Source organism: Mycobacterium sp., from assembly GCF_039583805.1.
Classification (GTDB): Bacteria; Actinomycetota; Actinomycetes; order Mycobacteriales; family Mycobacteriaceae; genus Mycobacterium.
Genome location: NZ_JAVKSH010000057.1, coordinates 6,378 through 22,738 on the forward strand (window position 1 = coordinate 6,378; position 16,361 = coordinate 22,738).

Consider the following 16,361-nt stretch of genomic DNA (forward strand, 5'->3'; position numbering starts at 1 on the left):
CGGCACTGTCGCGGTGGTTCCCGCCGCCGGGTCGGGGGAACGGTTGGCCGCCGGCGTCCCGAAGGCGTTTGTCGATCTCGACGGCCGCACGCTGGTGGAATGGGCCGTTACCGGCTTGCTCGAGTCCGGCGTCGTTGATCGTGTCGTGGTGGCGGTGCCGGCCGACCGGACCGATCAAGCCACGTTGATTCTCGGCCACGCAGCGACCGTCGTGGCCGGCGGTTCCAGCCGCGCGGACTCGGTGAGCCTGGCGCTGGCGGCCTGCAGCGGCGCCGACGACCCGGAGTTTGTGCTGGTGCACGACGCGGCGCGGGCGCTGACACCGCCGGGGCTGGTGGTGCGCGTCGTCGAGGCGCTGCGGGCCGGGCATTCGGCGGTGGTGCCGGTGCTCCCGGTGCCCGACACCATCAAGGCCGTCGACGCCAACGGGGCGGTGCTCGGGACGCCGGAGCGGGCCGGTCTGCGCGCGGTACAAACTCCCCAGGGTTTCGCCGCTGAGCTGCTGCTGCGCGCCTATCAGAGCGTCGCGGCCGCCGACGTCACCGACGACGCGTCGCTGGTCGAGCACCTCGGCGGTCAGGTTCAGGTTGTCGACGGCGACCCGCTGGCCTTCAAGATCACCACTCCGCTGGATCTGCTACTGGCCCATGCGATCGTGGCGACGTGAACGAGTTGCCGCGGATCGGCCTGGGCGCCGACGTGCATGCGATCCAGCCGGGCCGTCCGTGCTGGTTGTTGGGCCTGCTGTTTCCCGGTGTCGACGGTTGCGCCGGGCACTCCGACGGCGACGTCGCCGCACATGCCCTGTGCGACGCGCTGCTGTCGGCAGCCGGGCTGGGCGACATCGGCGGTGTGTTCGGCGTCGACGACCCGCGCTGGGACACGGTGAGCGGCGCCGACATGCTGCGCCACGTCGTAGCCCTGACATCGCGCCACGGCTATCGCGTCGGCAACGCGGCCGTGCAGGTCATCGGCAACCGGCCCAAGGTCGGCCCGCGCCGCGCCGAGGCCCAGGAGTTGTTGTCAGGGTTGCTGGGCGCGCCGGTCTCGGTGTCGGCGACCACCACCGACGGGCTGGGGCTGACCGGCCGGGGCGAAGGCTTGGCTGCCGTCGCGACGGCGTTGGTGGTCGGCGGGCATCCGGTAATCGATCCGGAATAGCCCGGTAAGCTGGCACGTCGTGACCGATCGCGGCCCGCTGCGGCTCTATGACACGGCGGCCGGCGCCGTGCGCGATTTCGTTCCGTTGCGGCCCGGGCACGTCTCCGTGTACCTGTGCGGGGCCACCGTGCAAGGCCTGCCGCACATCGGGCACGTCCGCAGCGGGGTCGCGTTCGACATCCTGCGCCGCTGGCTGACGGCGCGCGGTGATGACGTGGTTTTCGTCCGCAACGTCACCGACATCGACGACAAGATCCTCACCAAGGCCGCCGCCGCGGACCGGCCGTGGTGGGAGTGGGCGGCCACCTACGAGCGCGCGTTCACCGCCGCCTACGACGCCCTCGGTGTCTTGCCGCCGTCGGCCGAGCCCCGCGCCACCGGGCACATCACCCAGATGATCGAATTGATCGAACGCCTGATCGCCACCGGCCACGCCTATACCGGCTGTGGCGACGTGTATTTCGATGTGCTCAGCTACCCCGACTACGGCCGGCTGTCCGGCCACCGGATCGACGACGTGCACCAGGGCGAGGGCGCGGCCACCGGCAAACGTGACCAGCGTGACTTCACGCTGTGGAAGGGCGCCAAGCCCGGCGAGCCGTCATGGCCCACGCCGTGGGGCCGCGGGCGCCCCGGCTGGCATGTGGAATGCTCGGCGATGGCTCGCACATACCTGGGTCCGGAGTTCGACATCCATTGTGGTGGGATGGATTTGGTGTTCCCGCACCACGAGAACGAGATTGCCCAGAGCCGGGCGGCCGGCGACGGGTTCGCCCGCTACTGGCTGCACAACGGCTGGGTGACCATGGGCGGCGAGAAGATGAGCAAATCGCTGGGCAACGTGCTGGCCATTCCGGCGATGCTGCAGCGGGTGCGTCCCGCCGAACTGCGTTACTACCTGGGCAGCGCGCACTACCGCTCGATGCTGGAGTTCTCCGACGCCGCACTGGCCGACGCCGTCAAGGCGTACCTCGGTCTCGAAGACTTCCTGCATCGGGTCCGCAGCCGGGTCGGCGCCGTCGCTCCCGGGCAGCCGACGCCGCGGTTCGCCGCGGCTCTCGACGACGACTTGGCGGTGCCGGTGGCGCTGGCCGAGGTGCACCACGCTCGGGCCGAGGGAAACCGGGCGCTGGATGCGGGCGACCACGACGGCGCCCTGGACCGCGCGACCTCGCTCCGCGCGATGATGGGCATCCTGGGCTGCGATCCGCTCGACGAACGCTGGGAATCCCACGACGAGACCCTGGCTGCGATGGCCGCCGTCGACGTGCTCGTGCGTGCCGAGCTTCAGCGCCGCCAAAGGGCGCGCGAACAGCGCGACTGGCAACTCGCCGACGAGATCCGCGACCGGCTCAAGGACGCCGGTATCGAGGTCACCGACACCGCCGACGGCCCGCAGTGGTCGTTGAGAGGGACCGGGTAGATGCCGGGCAATTCGCAGCGCCGCGGGGCGGTGCGCAAACCCGGCACCAAGAAGGGCGCGACGGTCGGCTCGGGCGGGCAACGCAGCCGCGGGCTGGAGGGCCGCGGGGCGACGCCGCCTGCGCACCTGCGCCCCAACCATCCGGCCGCCAAAAGGCGCAGGGCGCAGCCGCAGCGCCCGGCCCGCCGTCCCGCCGACGACCCCGAGACGGTGCTGGGCCGCAACCCGGTGCTGGAATGTCTGCGTGCCGGCGTGCCGGCGACGGCACTCTACGTCGCGCTCGGCGCCCAGGCCGATGAGCGTTTCACCGAATCCGTAACGCGCGCAGCAGATTCAGGTATCGCCATCCTCGAGGTGCCACGCGCAGACCTGGATCGGATGACCACCAACGGACTGCACCAGGGCATCGCGCTGCAGGTGCCGCCGTACCGGTACGCCCACCCCGACGACGTTCTCGCGGCCGCTATGGCTGACCCGCCCGCGCTGCTGGTCGCGTTGGACAACATCTCCGATCCTCGCAACCTGGGTGCGATCGTGCGCTCGGTGGCGGCCTTCGCCGGCCACGGCGTGGTGATACCGCAGCGCCGGTCCGCCGCGGTGACGGCGGTGGCGTGGCGCACGAGCGCCGGCGCGGCAGCCCGGATTCCCGTCGCGCGGGCGGTCAATCTCACCAGGACGCTGAAGCATTGGGCCGACAGTGGCGTGCAGCTCGTGGGGCTGGACGCGGGCGGCGACACTGCGCTCGATGACCTCGACGGCACCGGCCCGACCGTCGTGGTGGTCGGATCCGAAGGCAAAGGCCTGTCGCGGCTGGTGCGGCAGACCTGCGACGCTGTCGTGTCGATCCCGATGGCGGGTGAGTTCGAATCGCTGAACGCCTCGGTGGCCGCCGGTGTGGTGCTCGCCGACATCGCCCGTCAGCGAAGGCGTTGAGCCACGCGCCGGCCCGCCGCCGTCGCTACAGACCGATCAGCCGCATACTGGCCCACAGTGCCACGACTGCTGCGGTCAGGGCGGCCGGCACGGTGCACAGCCCGAGGCGGGTGAATTCGCCGACGCTGACCGCGACGTCATTGCGGCGCAGCACCCGACGCCACAGCAGGTTGGACAACGACCCGACGTAGGTCAGGTTCGGTCCGATGTTGACGCCGATCAACACCGCCAGGATCGCCGGCGGCCCGCCGGTCGCGGCCAGCGGCAGCAGCACGAGCGTCGCGGGCAGGTTGTTGACGACGTTGGCCAGCAGCGCGGCCACCCCGGCGACACCCAGCAGCGCGGGCAGGCTGGTGCCGGACGGCAGTACCGCGCGCATCCCGCCGGCGAGCCCGTTGACCATGACGGCCTGCACCACCACGCCCAGCGCCAACACGAACACCAGGAACGGCACGTTCACCGCGTGCACGATCTCGGCCACCGAGGTGTGCCGGCGGACCAGGCTGCGTAGCGCCAGCACCGTCGCGCCGGCCAACGCGGCCCAGGCCGGGGTCACGTCGGCCGCCTCAGCCAGCGCGAACCCCGCCAGCGTCAGCGCCACGACCGCCAGGACGAACACCGGCGGGCGGGCCGGCGCCCCGATTTCCCGGCGGACGGGTGCGTAGCTGAGATCGCGCGCGAAAAACCAGCGGAAGATCAGGTAGACGGCGCTGATTGCGGCCAGCCACGGCAGCGTCATCACCACCGCGAATCTGGTGAACGACAGGTCCGCGAGGTGGAAGGCGAGCAGGTTGGTCAGATTGGACACCGGCAACAGCAGCGAGGCGGCATTGGCCAGATGTGCACTGGCATACGCGTGTGGTCGCACCGGTGCCCGGAGCCGCCGGACCGTGGCCAGCACCACCGGTGTCAGCAGCACCACCGCCGCGTCCAGGCTCAACACGGCGGTGATGGCGGCGGTGATGACGAACACCTTCCTCAGCAGGCGTTTGGCCTCGAGCCGGCCGCGTGCCATCGCCGCCCCGGCCGCCTCGAACAGCCCTTCGTCGTCGCACATCTTGCCCAGCACCAGCACCGGCCCCAGCAACGCCACCACGGGCACCAGCTGGGCCACTTGGGCGACCGCGTCGTGCATCGAAATCGCCCCTACCCCAATCAAAATGACCACCGCCGGGACGGCGGCAAATGCCTCAGGCCAGCCTTGCGGACGGGCGACCGCGAACCCGAGGACCACCGCAAGCAGCAGCAGCGCCAGAAGCAGGGACAAGGGTGTTCAGGTCCAGGGGTCTTCGCGCCGCCATACCGTCGGCATCTGCACTGCGACGCCGTCCTGTGTGGCGAGCTTGTCCAGGACGTGCATCGAGGCATCCAGGTCGTCGACGCCATAAAGGTTGGCCCGCGGCGGTTTTGACAGCGGACGGAAGAAGTCGTCCCAATGGATCGGCACCACCGTGCGGGCCCCCACGGCGCGCACGGTCTCCGTCCAGTAGTCCACGAGGTAGGACTCCGCCAGCAGCCCGAGCTGACCCACCCCGAGGTAGGCGACCTCGGCGCGCCGGCCGGCCAGCGCGCCCGGAACGAAACCGGCGCTGCCCTGGATCAGCATCCGCCGGCCCGACGGCCGGTGATACACCAGCGTCGACCAGGCGTCCCCGCAGCGGTACGCCGACGCCTTCACCGGTGGCACGACGGGCGCGGTGATGTCGCCGGGGAACCGGTCTGGCGGGCAGTGCCGGGACTGTACCAGGGTAATCTCGAACGCACCCAACATGATTGGCTCACCGGATGTCGCGACGACGATGCGGCCTTCGGGCAGTCCGTAGCCGCGGCCGATGTTGGCCGCCGACGTGCCGCCCACCAGCAGCGCGCCGGTACGGTCGGCCACCAGCGCGGAATCGAGTGCATGGTCGAGGTGTGTGTGGAGCGGGATGACGGCGTCCAGTCGCCGCACCTTGGCCCGGGCCAGGCAGCCGTCCACGCGCCCCGGGGACGGCGCCACCTTGCCCAGCGCCACCCGCGTCACGCCGGGCCGGGAGAAATAGCCGTCGGTGAGCACCGCCGACGAGCCGTCGTCGAGAAGCAGTGTCGACACCCCCAGCCACGTGACCGCCAGCGGCGCATCGTGTTTCGCGGCGGGCATGGTGAATCGATCGGCGTAGCTGGTGATGTCGGGACGACCGAATTTGAGCCGCATCAGACGAACGCCCGCACGTCGACGCCGTCTGCTTCCAACCGATCCCGCACGGCTGAAGCGATCTGCACCGCATTCGGTGAATCGCCATGTACGCAAATCGATTCCACGCTGAGCGCAACTGTCGACCCGTCGACGGCCGTGACCGAACGCGACCTCACCATGGTGGCCGCCCGCTCGGCAGCGGCCGCTGGATCATGCAGTACCGCAGCGGGATCCCGGCGGGGCACCAGCTGCCCGTCCGGCCGGTAGGCGCGGTCGGCGAACGCCTCCGCAACGGTGCGCAGTCCCCGCCGCGCGGCCTCGTCGAAGAACACCGAGCCCGCCAGTCCGAGCACCGGCAGCCCGGCATCGACGGCACGAAGGGCCTCCGCGACAGCAGCCGCCTGCTGCCGATTCGTGACGATCGTATTGTACAGTGCGCCATGGGGTTTGACGTAGGACACCGTCGACCCGGCAGCTCCTGCCAGGCCCTGCAGCGCACCGATCTGGTAGACGACGTCGGCGAACAGGTCCTCGGGGGCGACGTCGATGAAACGTCGGCCGAACCCGGCCAGGTCGCCGTAGCCCACCTGCGCGCCGATCCGCACATCCCGCTCGGCGGCCGCGCGGCACACGCGTAACAGGCCGGCAGGATCGCCCGCGTGAAAGCCGCACGCGATGTTGGCACTGGTGACGATGCCGAGCATGGCGTCGTCGTCACCGAGCCGCCAGACACCGAAGCCCTCGCCCAGGTCGGCGTTGATGTCGACCGCGACCACGTCAGGGCTTCGCGTCCTGCGCGTCACCGATCAGCAGCCGCACCGCCAGGTCCAGCCGCTTGCTGACGTCGGTGGCCGACGCCCGTCGGGTGAGCCAGGCCAGCAGGTTGGACAACCAGACGTTGGAGATCACCCGGGCGATGTGGTACTGGTCCTCATTCGGTTCGCCGTCGGCCATGGCCCGGGCGAACATCGAGTCGATGAGCTTCTCGACGTGATCGACCTCGCCGGCCGCCGAGGCGTCGGCGAACACGTACGCGCGTGTCATGGCCTCGGTCAGCAGCGGGTTGCGCTGCATCGCCCGATTGAGTTTGCCGACCATGGAGCTCAGCCGTTGAAACGGCGTTGCGCCGGTCACCGTGGACCGGTCGGTTTTCGCGTCGATGCGTTCGAACTCCCGCCCCAGCGCCGAGACCAGCAGATGCACCTTCGACGGGAAATACCGGTACAGCGTGCCGACCGCCACGTCGGCCCGATCGGCCACCGCGCGCATCTGAACCGCCTCGTAACCGCCCTTGGAGGCGATCGCCATGGTGGCGTCGAGGATGCGCTTGCGGCGCTCGCGCTGCGCCTCCGATCCCAGCTCGGACTCCGCCAGCACCGCCACGTTGATCACCTCGCGGGGCTGCGCACCGGAGTCGCCCGGGTCCCGTCGAGAGTTGGTTCTCCCTGGCCCCGGTATCTGAGGGGACATCTGGCGGACAGCTCCTACTCTCTCGTTCCCGCTCGAAACGATACGCACGCCGAGCGCGAGTTTCCTACCTCCGTGCGGCCGGAACACCGGGATGTCCTGGTGTGATGGCGTTCGACTTGACGGTAGATCGCTGGCACTATTAGAACACGTTCTAGTGCGTGACAACGCGCTCTTCATGTCGAACCAGGAGTCGATCGTGCCGGCCACCATCACCGATGAACAGTTCGCGGCTCGGGAGTTGGTGCGCGATTGGGCCGCCGGTGCCGGTGCCGGCGCCGCCATCCGCGACATCGAGCAGGGCATGGCCGACGCGTGGCGACCGGTGTTCGACGGCCTGGCGGGCCTGGGGCTGTTCGGCGTCGCCGTGCCGGAGGATTGCGGGGGAGCCGGCGGCAGTGCCGAGGACTTGTGCGCCATGCTCGACGAGGCCGCGCACGCCCTGGTACCGGGCCCGGTGGCGACGACCGCGCTGGCCGCCCTGGTGGTCTGCGACCCGGGGCCGCGCGAACTGCTGGTGTCCGGCGAACGCGTCACCGGGGTGGCGTTGACCGGCCAGGTGAGCGTCGACGCCGCGACCTCCCGCGCCTCGGGCGTCCTGCCGTGGGTCCTGGGTGCGACGGCGGACAGCTTGCTGCTGGTGCCGGCCGGGGGCAGCTGGCTGCTGGTCGACGCCGCCGCCGGGGGTGTGGTCGTCGAGCCGCTGCGCGCCACCGACTTCTCGCGGCCGCTGGCGCGCGTGGTGCTGACGTCGGCGCCGGCCACGGTGCTCACCGACCAGCCGGTCGAGGACCTGGCCGCCACCCTGCTGGCCGCCGAAGCGGCCGGACTCGCCCGCTGGGCGCTGGACACCGCCGTGGCCTATGCGAAAGTGCGTCAGCAGTTCGGCAAGCCGATCGGCAGCTTCCAGGCGGTCAAGCACATCTGCGCGGAGATGCTGTGCCGGGCGCAGCAGGCCGCGGTGGCCGCCGCCGACGCCGCGCGCGCCGCCGCCGACCCGGACCCCCGCCAGCTGTCCCTCGCGGCAGCCATCGCCGCCGGCATCGGGGTCGAGGCCGCCAAGGCCAACGTCAAGGACTGCATCCAGGTGCTGGGCGGTATCGGCATCACCTGGGAGCACGACGCGCATCTGTATCTGCGTCGGGCGTACGGCATCGGACAATTCCTGGGCGGCTCGGCGCGCTGGCTGCGCCGCACCGTCGCGTTGACCCAGGCCGGTGTGCGGCGCCGGCTGGGCGTCGACCTGGGCGGCGTCGCCGATCTGCGGCCGCAGATCGCCGCAGCGGTGGCCGACATCGCCGCCCTGCCCGTGGCCGAGCGTCAGGTGGCGCTGGCGCAGGCGGGGCTGTTGGCGCCGCATTGGGCGCCGCCGTACGGCCGCGGCGCCGGACCGGCCGAGCAGTTGCTCATCGATCAGGAGCTGTCGGCGGCGGGTGTGGCCCGGCCGGACCTGGTGGTCGGTTGGTGGGCCGCGCCGACGATCCTCGAGCACGGCACGCCGGGCCAGGTGCAGCGGTTCGTGCCGGCCACGTTGCGCGGCGAGATCTTTTGGTGCCAGCTTTTTTCCGAACCGGAAGCCGGCTCGGACCTGGCGTCGCTGCGCACCAGGGCGGAGCGGGTCGATGGCGGCTGGTCGCTGACCGGGCAGAAGGTGTGGACGTCGTCGGCGCACAAGGCGCAGTGGGGGGTGTGCCTGGCCCGCACGGATCCACACGCCGCGAAACACCAAGGCATCACCTACTTCCTGGTCGACATGAGCTCGCCCGGCATCCTGATCCGTCCGCTGCGTGAGATCACCGGCGCCGCGCTGTTCAACGAGGTTTTCCTGGACGGTGTGTTCGTGCCCGACGAGATGGTGGTCGGCGCGGTGAACGACGGCTGGCGGCTGGCCCGCACCACGCTGGCCAACGAACGGGTCGCGATGGCCGTCGGCACGGCGCTGGGCAACCCGATGGAAGAGCTGCTCCAGGAGGCCGCCGACGTCGACCTGGACGCTGCCCAGCAGGACCGGTTGGCCGGGTTGATCCTCGTCGCCCAGGCCGGTTCGCTGCTCGACCAGCGGATCGCCGCGCTGGCCGTCGGCGGCCGGGACCCGGGCGCGGATTCCAGTGTGCGCAAACTCATCGGGGTCCGCTACCGGCAGGCCCTGGCCGAATTCCGGATGGAGCTGACCGACGGCTCCGGGATCGTCGAGGATCCGGCGGTCTACGACTTCCTCAACACCCGGTGCCTGACGATCGCGGGCGGCACCGAGCAGATCCTGCTCACCCTGGCCGCCGAACGGCTGCTCGGCCTGCCGCGATGAGCGCCTCGTCGGCGCACCGACGCGGTCAGTCGTCGTAGCTGACCTCGACCGAATCGGTCTGCGGACGGGACTGGCAGGCCAGGATGAGGCCGTCGTCGAGGTCCTGCTGCTCGAGGACGTCGTTGACGGCCATGGTCACCTGGCCGCTGCGCAGCGTGCAGGCGCAGGCGCCGCAGTGACCTTCCCGGCAGGAGAACGGCGCGTCCAGGCCGGCGTCGAGCAGCACGTCGAGCAGTTTGGCGCTGCGCGGCCACGGCACGGTGTGGGTCTGCCCGTCGAGTCGGACGACGGCGGTGGCCGGCGGCTCCTGGCCGGTGTCGTCGATCGTCACCGCGGCGAACGGATCGCTGGCCAGCGAGGTGAACACTTCGATATGGACTTGCGACGCAGGCACTTTGAGGGTGTCCAGGGCCTCCCGCGCCGCGGCCATGAACGGGCCGGGCCCGCAGATGAACACCGGCCGGCCGGTGTTCGGCGCGGCAAGTTGCGCCAGCGCGGCGGCGCTGGGCAGGCCCTGCAGCGACTCCAGCCAGTGCACCACCGTCAGCCTGTCGGGGTATTTGGCGGCCAGCTCACGCAGTGCGTCACCGAAGATCACCGACCGCTCGTCGCGGTTGGCATAGATCAGCGCCACCTGCCCGGCACCCTGCGACAGCGCCGACTTGCAGATCGACATGATCGGGGTGATCCCGCTGCCCGCGGCCATCAGCAGGAAGTCGTCGTCGAGGGTCTCGGGCACGAAGGTGCCCGACGGGGCCAGCACGTGGATCCGCATCCCGGGGTGGGCGTGCTCGCAGAGCCAGTTCGAGGCGTAGCCGTCCCGTTTGACGGTGACGGTGAGCGCGTCGTCGGTGAACGGCGAGCTGCACAACGAGTAGCAGCGCGCCACCGAACCGGTGCGGTCGCTGGGGATGCGCAGGGTCAGGAACTGCCCGGGCGCATATCGCAGTCGGTCGGCCGGGATGTCGGCGCCGCCGGGCACCCGGAACACCAGCGAGCGCGCCTCGTCGGTCTCGGAGATGACGTCGGCGACCTCCAGCTCCAGGACGTGGCGGCCGAGCGGCTCGTCCGGTACTGCGTCCGTCATAACTAGAACATGTTACAGAAAACCAGCTGGCTATCGCTACCAGCCGCAGGAACACGTCACTCGACACAAATCGTAACGTGTTCTAGTCTCTTGCTAAGCCACGCACGACGGGAAGGCCACGACGGGAAGGCGATGACGTGACGTCCATTCAACAGCGTGACGCGCAGGCGGTCCTGGCCGGCATCGACGACTTGCTTCCGGAAGTCGCCGAGCGCGCGCAGGCCACCGAGGATCTGCGGCGGCTCCCCGACGAGACCGTCAAGGCGCTGGACGAGGTCGGCTTCTTCACGCTGCTGCAGCCCGAGCAGTGGGGCGGCCTGCAATGCGATCCGGCACTGTTCTACGAGGCGGTTCGCCGCCTGGCCAGCGCGTGCGGCTCGACCGGCTGGGTGAGCTCGATCATCGGCGTGCACAACTGGCACCTGGCGCTATTCGACCAGCAGGCCCAGGAGGACGTGTGGGGCGAGGACCCGACGGTGCGCGTCTCGTCGTCGTACGCACCGATGGGTGCCGGGGTTGCGGTGGACGGCGGTTACCTGGTCAACGGCTCGTGGAACTGGTCGTCGGGCTGCGATCACGCCACCTGGTGCTTTCTGGGCGGGCCGGTCATCAAGGACGGCCGGCCGGTGGACTTCGGCAGCTTTTTGATCCCGCGCGCCGACTACCGTATCGACGACGTCTGGCATGTGGTCGGTCTGCGCGGCACCGGCAGCAACCTCGTCGTGGCCAAGGACGTGTTCGTGCCGCGGCACAGGTTCTTGTCGTACAAGTCGATGAACGACCAGACCGCCGGCGGGCTGGCCACCAACACCGCACCGGTGTACAAGATGCCCTGGGGCACAATGCATCCCACGACAATCTCGGCTCCGATTGTGGGGATGGCATACGGCGCCTACGCCGCGCACGTGGAGCATCAGGGCAAGCGGGTGCGCGCGGCCTTCGCCGGCGAGAAGGCCAGGGACGACCCGTTCGCCAAGGTCCGGATCGCCGAGGCCGCCAGCGACATCGACGCGGCCTGGCGGCAGTTGATCGGCAACGTCAGCGACGAGTACGCGTTGTTGGCCGCGGGCAAGGAGATTCCGTTCGAGCTGCGTGCCCGTGCGCGGCGCGACCAGGTGCGCGCCACCGGGCGGGCGATCGCCTCGGTCGACCGGCTCTTCGAGGCGTCCGGTGCCACCGCGCTGGCCGATGACGCTCCAATTCAACGGTTTTGGCGCGACGCGCACGCCGGCCGGGTGCACGCCGCCAACGACCCGGAGCGGGCGTATGTGATCTTCGGCAACCACGAGTTCGGGTTGCCGCCCGGCGACACCATGGTGTGAGAATGACGGCGCTCGAAGAGTTGACCTTCGAAGCCACCTCGCGGTACGCGCACGTCGACGTCGAGGGCCCGTTGCGGCTGCACTACCACGAGGCCGGGGTGGGCAATCCGCAGACGGTGGTGCTGCTGCACGGCGGCGGTCCCGGCGCGTCGAGTTGGACGAACTTCGCCCGCAACATCGGTGCGCTGGCCCAGCACTTCCACGTGCTGGCCGTCGACCAGCCCGGTTACGGCCACTCCGACAAACGCACCGAGCATCCGCAGTTCAACCGTTACGCCGCAACAGCTCTGAAGGCGCTGTTCGATCAGCTCGGCATCGAGCGCGCGCCGCTGATCGGCAATTCACTGGGTGGGGGCACCGCCGTCCGCTTCGCGTTGGATCACCCGGACCGGGCCGGCCGGCTGGTGCTGATGGGCCCGGGCGGGCTCAGCATCAACCTGTTCTCCCCCGACCCGACCGAGGGCGTCAAGCGGCTCAACAAGTTCGCTGTCGAGCCCACCCGGCAGAACCTCGAGGCGTTCCTCAAAGTCATGGTCTACGACCGCAGCCTCATCACACCGGAGTTGGTGGACGCACGGTTCGCATTGGCCAGCACGCCGGAATCGCTGGCCGCGACGATGGCGATGGGAAAGTCGTTCTCCGGGCTTGATTTCGAGGCCGGCATGATGTGGCGCGAATGCTATCGGCTGCGTCAGCCGGTGTTGCTGATCTGGGGCCGCGAGGACCGGGTCAACCCGCTGGACGGCGCGCTGGTCGCCGTGAAGACCATTCCGCGTGCTCAGCTGCACGTTTTCGGGCAATGTGGACACTGGGCACAGGTGGAGAAGTTCGACGAGTTCAACAAGCTGGCAGTCGACTTCCTGGGAGGTGGACGATGAGCATCCGGTCGCTGGGCTATCTGCGCATCGAGGCCACCGATGTGGCGGCGTGGCGGGAGTACGGCCTGAAAGTCCTGGGCATGGTGGAAGGCAAGGGCGCCACCGACGGGGCGCTGTATCTGCGGATGGACGACTTTCCGGCCCGGCTGGTGATCGTGCCCGGTACGCACGACCGGCTGTCGGCGGCCGGCTGGGAATGCGCGAACGCCGAAGGCCTGCAGGAGATCCGGCATCGGCTCGACGTGGAGGGCACCCCGTACAAGGAAGCCACCGCCGGGGAGCTGGCCGATCGGCGGGTCGACGAGATGATCCAGTTCCACGACCCGTCCGGCAACAGTCTGGAGGTGTTCCACGGTGCCGCGCTGGAGCACCGTCGGGTGGTCAGCCCGTACGGCCACACGTTCGTCACCGGGGATCAGGGCTTGGGCCACGTGGTGCTGTGCACCCGCGACGACGCCGAGGCGTTGCACTTCTACCGCGACGTAATGGGTTTCACGTTGCGTGACTCGATGCGGCTGCCGCCGCAGCTGGTCGGCCGGCCCGCCGACGGCCCGCCGGCCTGGCTGCGGTTCTTCGGCTGCAACCCGCGTCATCACAGCCTGGCGTTTCTGCCGATGCCGACGCCGAGCGGCATCGTGCACCTGATGGTCGAGGTCGAAAACGCCGACGACGTGGGGCTGTGCCTGGACCGGGCGTTGCGCCGCAAGGTGCCGATGTCGGCCACGCTGGGCCGCCACGTCAACGACTTGATGTTGTCGTTCTACATGAAGACGCCGGGCGGGTTCGACGTCGAATTCGGTTGCGAAGGAAGGCAAGTCGACGACCATAGCTGGATCGCCCGGGAGAGCACCGCGGTGAGCCTGTGGGGTCACGACTTCACGGTCGGTGCCCGCGCACAGTAATGACTGCCGCGCCGATCGACCCGCGCGCGTTTCGCAACGTGCTGGGTCAGTTCTGCACCGGGATCACCATCATCACCACGGTGCGCGACGGCGTCCCGGCCGGCTTCGCCTGCCAGTCGTTCGCGGCGCTGTCGCTGGACCCGCCGCTGGTGCTGTTCTGCCCCACCAAGGTGTCGAGGTCCTGGCAGGCGATCGAGGCCTGCGGGAAGTTCTGCGTCAACGTGCTGACTGAGAGGCAAAAGGACGTCTGCGCGCGGTTCGGTTCGACGGAAGCCGACAAGTTCGCCGGGATCGACTGGCATCCCTCGCCGTTGGGCTTACCGATGATCGACGGTTCGCTGGCCCATATCGACTGCACGGTGGCGTCGGTGCACGACGGCGGAGACCATTTCGTGGTGTTCGGGGCGGTGCAGTCGCTGTCCGAGCCGGCTCTGGTCAAGCCGCGGCCGCTGTTGTTCTACCGCGGCGACTACACTGGCATCGAACCGGACAAGACCACACCTGCGCAGTGGCGCGACGACCTCGAGGCGTTTCTGACGACGACCACCCGGGACACCTGGCTGTAGTAGGGCGCCGCACCGAAATCAGGAAAGCCGCTACGGCGCAAGCGATCCCGGCGTCACGAGCCAGCGGGTCGGTTGGTTGGTCGTTGTCGAGATCACGTCGTAATCGTGGTCGTAGTGCAGCACGGTGGCGTCGTGCCGGTGTGCGACTGCGGCGATAATCAGATCCGGCAGTTTCACCGACCGGTGCTTTGAGTGTCGGACAAGGGCGAGCTGATTCGCCAGGGCGCGATCCCAGATCTCGTCGGGACTCGGCAGCCATTGCAGGGCACGCCGTTCGTCGCTCATCTCCAGGGCTTCGCGTTCGCTTCGCGCGGAGACGATCAGTTCCGCGTCGATGATCGCGCAGGTGGCGACTGTGCCACGATCGATCTCGGCGTGCAGCGCCGCTCGTGCGACCGGATGACGCGCCCAGTGCCACACCGAGGTGTCCGCCAGGTAGACGGGACTCATTCGGGCTCTCGTCGCCAGGTTCGTTCCCGAGCTTGCTGCTGCCCGGCCCAGTAGTCGGGGTCGTCGGCGAACCGATCGAGCATTCGCGCACGGATATCTCGCTGCGCGATTTCCCGCAGCGCCGCGTTGATCGTGTCTTTCTTGGTGGATGTCTTGAGCACCTGTGCCGCAGCAGCGAGAGCATCGTCATCGACATCTACAACCGTGCGTGCCATATATAAAGCGTACCCAGTCGATATGCACACGTAGAGCTGATACCGGCATATACGGTTGCCGGCGTGAGGCCAACCGGAGCAACGTCAGCAGCGTCGTGGCGACCCGCCCGGGGTCCTCGTGCGGCAACTCGGGGAGCCCTGTCTCAGTCGAAGGGGCCCCGCCAGCGCAGGCCCGGGAACCGGGCGAATGCGCGGTCGGTGGTCACCCACGTCGCACCGTTTTCGATCGCAAGCGCGGCATGGTAGGCGTCTGGAACGGTGTTGGCCTTTGCCCCGACCCCGGTGCACAGCGAATCGAAGATTTCCCAGTGTCGTTGGCCCGGTCGTAACGGAATGGCCGCCGGGGCGGAGCGCAGTGCGCGGCAGGCGTCGAGTGCCTCAGCCGTCGAACTCGGCTGTCGAAAGATCCGATGGTTGGTGATCAGTCGAATGACGCCCGATAGCACGAGGTCGCTCATCGCGACGGGTTCGTCGCCGGTGAGGACGCCTTCAACCCACGTGCGGTAGGCCTGGTGGTCGGCGCTGTCGTGGCGGATCGCGTGCACGCACACGTTCACGTCAAGGAGCAGCATTCTCGCCCATCAGTTCGGCGAGGGCCTCCTTGTCCTCCAAGTCCACGCCGGGCTGCAACCCGCCGGCCCCATGCGTCGGGAGCCGAAACTCCCGACGACGCGTGTGGTCGGTCTGGTGCTGCAGGACCGCCCGCAATGCGTCGTCGATCACCGCGCCGAGCGATCGCGATGTTTTCACCGCCAGAACCTTCGCCTCGGCGAGCAGGTGGTCGTCGATGTTGACCGTCGTGCGCACTGTGGCATCATAACATCAGCTAGATACATCATGATGCACAGCCGCGACGTGGTTGGATTGGGTGCTGCCGGCTGAAGCGGGGCGGCTACGTCAAACCGGCTGTGGCGGTGGCGGTCCCGGTGTCATGATGGACCCGACATGGGCGTGTCGCGTTCGATGGGCGTGCGCCGGCCTCTTGTCGTCGGCGGCGTGCTGCTCGGCGCCGCCCTTCTCGGCGCCGGCGTGGCCAGTGCTGCCGGCCCGGTCCAGGTGCGGAGCCGGCTGGGCAATTGGTGTCTCGACGGCCCGAACGGGACAAACACTGCGGCGGTCGTCAACCCCTGCGACGGGTCCAGATCCCAGCTCTGGGATTTCACCCCGGCCGGTCAGATCGAGAGCGTGGCCTTCCCCGGCAATTGCCTGAGCATCAGTGGCCCAGCGGACAACACCGCGGTGGCGCTCTCGCGCTGTCAGGCCAACGCGAACAACGAGCGCTGGGATCACCAGGCCGACGGCACGGTCACCAGCGCTCTGGGTCCCTGCCTCAACGTGTTCGGCGGCGTGGCGCAGCCCGGGACCGCGGTGATCGCCTACCAGTGCTTGGCCAACGTTGCCGACGAGGAGTGGGATAGCGTTTCGTGACCGGCGTGTCCGCATCGGCACACCTCACCGGCCGCGCCGCTGACCGGC

Annotated in this window: 19 protein-coding genes; 10 read left to right on the forward strand and 9 right to left on the reverse strand. The window is 69.3% G+C overall.

Annotated elements, in window-relative coordinates:
- The first annotated feature begins 13 nt into the window (after positions 1-13).
- From ispD to rlmB, 4 genes are read left to right on the forward strand one after another with little or no spacing between them, the layout of a single operon-like run.
- A complete protein-coding gene (gene ispD / locus ABDW21_RS09550) occupies positions 14-667 on the forward strand; it encodes a 2-C-methyl-D-erythritol 4-phosphate cytidylyltransferase (RefSeq protein ID WP_343710353.1) in 654 nt (217 codons plus the stop codon).
- Complete coding sequence (gene ispF, locus ABDW21_RS09555) at positions 664-1,161, forward strand: 2-C-methyl-D-erythritol 2,4-cyclodiphosphate synthase (RefSeq protein WP_343602709.1); 498 nt, start codon at positions 664-666, stop codon at positions 1,159-1,161. Before ispD ends, ispF begins: the two co-directional genes overlap by 4 nt.
- A gap of 19 nt (positions 1,162-1,180) precedes the next feature.
- Positions 1,181-2,584, forward strand: coding sequence for a cysteine--tRNA ligase (gene cysS / locus ABDW21_RS09560; RefSeq protein ID WP_343710351.1), 1,404 nt, complete (start codon positions 1,181-1,183; stop codon positions 2,582-2,584).
- Positions 2,585-3,517 (forward strand): 23S rRNA (guanosine(2251)-2'-O)-methyltransferase RlmB, encoded by a 933-nt coding sequence (rlmB, locus tag ABDW21_RS09565; RefSeq protein WP_343602713.1) that lies wholly within the window; start codon positions 2,585-2,587, stop codon positions 3,515-3,517.
- Between the two features lie 25 nt (positions 3,518-3,542).
- Here the strand turns inward: rlmB and ABDW21_RS09570 are convergent, their stop codons facing one another.
- From ABDW21_RS09570 to kstR, 4 genes are read right to left on the reverse strand one after another with little or no spacing between them, the layout of a single operon-like run.
- The gene (locus ABDW21_RS09570; RefSeq protein WP_343602336.1) at positions 3,543-4,784 is read right to left on the reverse strand and encodes an SLC13 family permease; all 1,242 of its coding nucleotides are present in this window, start codon (positions 4,782-4,784) and stop codon (positions 3,543-3,545) included.
- Positions 4,785-4,790: 6 nt separating this feature from the next.
- Entirely contained in the window at positions 4,791-5,711 is a 921-nt protein-coding gene (locus tag ABDW21_RS09575) for an MBL fold metallo-hydrolase (RefSeq protein WP_343602334.1), read from the reverse strand.
- Complete coding sequence (locus ABDW21_RS09580) at positions 5,711-6,469, reverse strand: 5-oxoprolinase subunit PxpA (protein WP_343602333.1); 759 nt, start codon at positions 6,467-6,469, stop codon at positions 5,711-5,713. Before ABDW21_RS09580 ends, ABDW21_RS09575 begins: the two co-directional genes overlap by 1 nt.
- A 1-nt stretch (position 6,470) precedes the next feature.
- Positions 6,471-7,076, reverse strand: a complete 606-nt coding sequence (gene kstR, locus ABDW21_RS09585; RefSeq protein ID WP_343602332.1) for a cholesterol catabolism transcriptional regulator KstR — start codon at positions 7,074-7,076, stop codon at positions 6,471-6,473.
- Positions 7,077-7,359: 283 nt separating this feature from the next.
- On the opposite strand from kstR, the gene ABDW21_RS09590 reads away from it, so the two are divergent.
- Entirely contained in the window at positions 7,360-9,465 is a 2,106-nt protein-coding gene (locus tag ABDW21_RS09590) for an acyl-CoA dehydrogenase (protein ID WP_343602337.1), read from the forward strand.
- Positions 9,466-9,490: 25 nt separating this feature from the next.
- Here the strand turns inward: ABDW21_RS09590 and ABDW21_RS09595 are convergent, their stop codons facing one another.
- On the reverse strand, positions 9,491-10,552 hold the full coding sequence (locus ABDW21_RS09595; protein WP_343602331.1) for a ferredoxin--NADP reductase: 1,062 nt from the start codon (positions 10,550-10,552) through the stop codon (positions 9,491-9,493).
- A 137-nt stretch (positions 10,553-10,689) separates the two neighbouring features.
- On the opposite strand from ABDW21_RS09595, the gene hsaA reads away from it, so the two are divergent.
- From hsaA to hsaB, 4 genes are read left to right on the forward strand one after another with little or no spacing between them, the layout of a single operon-like run.
- Entirely contained in the window at positions 10,690-11,874 is a 1,185-nt protein-coding gene (gene hsaA, locus ABDW21_RS09600; RefSeq protein ID WP_343602330.1) for a 3-hydroxy-9,10-secoandrosta-1,3,5(10)-triene-9,17-dione monooxygenase oxygenase subunit, read from the forward strand.
- Positions 11,875-11,876: 2 nt separating this feature from the next.
- On the forward strand, positions 11,877-12,752 hold the full coding sequence (gene hsaD / locus ABDW21_RS09605) for a 4,5:9,10-diseco-3-hydroxy-5,9,17-trioxoandrosta-1(10),2-diene-4-oate hydrolase (protein WP_343602329.1): 876 nt from the start codon (positions 11,877-11,879) through the stop codon (positions 12,750-12,752).
- Entirely contained in the window at positions 12,749-13,654 is a 906-nt protein-coding gene (hsaC, locus tag ABDW21_RS09610; protein ID WP_343602328.1) for an iron-dependent extradiol dioxygenase HsaC, read from the forward strand. Before hsaD ends, hsaC begins: the two co-directional genes overlap by 4 nt.
- Positions 13,654-14,220 (forward strand): 3-hydroxy-9,10-secoandrosta-1,3,5(10)-triene-9,17-dione monooxygenase reductase subunit, encoded by a 567-nt coding sequence (gene hsaB, locus ABDW21_RS09615; protein ID WP_343602327.1) that lies wholly within the window; start codon positions 13,654-13,656, stop codon positions 14,218-14,220. Before hsaC ends, hsaB begins: the two co-directional genes overlap by 1 nt.
- A 30-nt stretch (positions 14,221-14,250) precedes the next feature.
- On the opposite strand, the gene ABDW21_RS09620 is transcribed toward hsaB, so the two are convergent.
- The 4 genes from ABDW21_RS09620 to ABDW21_RS09635 form a co-directional block, all read right to left on the reverse strand.
- A complete protein-coding gene (locus tag ABDW21_RS09620; RefSeq protein ID WP_343602326.1) occupies positions 14,251-14,670 on the reverse strand; it encodes a PIN domain nuclease in 420 nt (139 codons plus the stop codon).
- Entirely contained in the window at positions 14,667-14,885 is a 219-nt protein-coding gene (locus tag ABDW21_RS09625) for a type II toxin-antitoxin system VapB family antitoxin (protein ID WP_343602322.1), read from the reverse strand. Before ABDW21_RS09625 ends, ABDW21_RS09620 begins: the two co-directional genes overlap by 4 nt.
- Before the next feature lie 143 nt (positions 14,886-15,028).
- Positions 15,029-15,457, reverse strand: coding sequence for a type II toxin-antitoxin system VapC family toxin (locus tag ABDW21_RS09630; protein ID WP_343602320.1), 429 nt, complete (start codon positions 15,455-15,457; stop codon positions 15,029-15,031).
- Positions 15,444-15,692 carry a type II toxin-antitoxin system VapB family antitoxin gene (locus ABDW21_RS09635; RefSeq protein ID WP_343602318.1) on the reverse strand — a complete coding sequence of 83 codons (249 nt, stop codon included), beginning with the start codon at positions 15,690-15,692 and terminating at the stop codon, positions 15,444-15,446. The genes ABDW21_RS09630 and ABDW21_RS09635 overlap by 14 nt, the downstream gene beginning before the upstream one ends.
- A gap of 138 nt (positions 15,693-15,830) precedes the next feature.
- Between ABDW21_RS09635 and ABDW21_RS09640 the strand changes: the two genes are divergently transcribed.
- Complete coding sequence (locus ABDW21_RS09640) at positions 15,831-16,313, forward strand: RICIN domain-containing protein (protein WP_343602316.1); 483 nt, start codon at positions 15,831-15,833, stop codon at positions 16,311-16,313.
- The last annotated feature ends 48 nt before the right edge of the window (positions 16,314-16,361 follow it).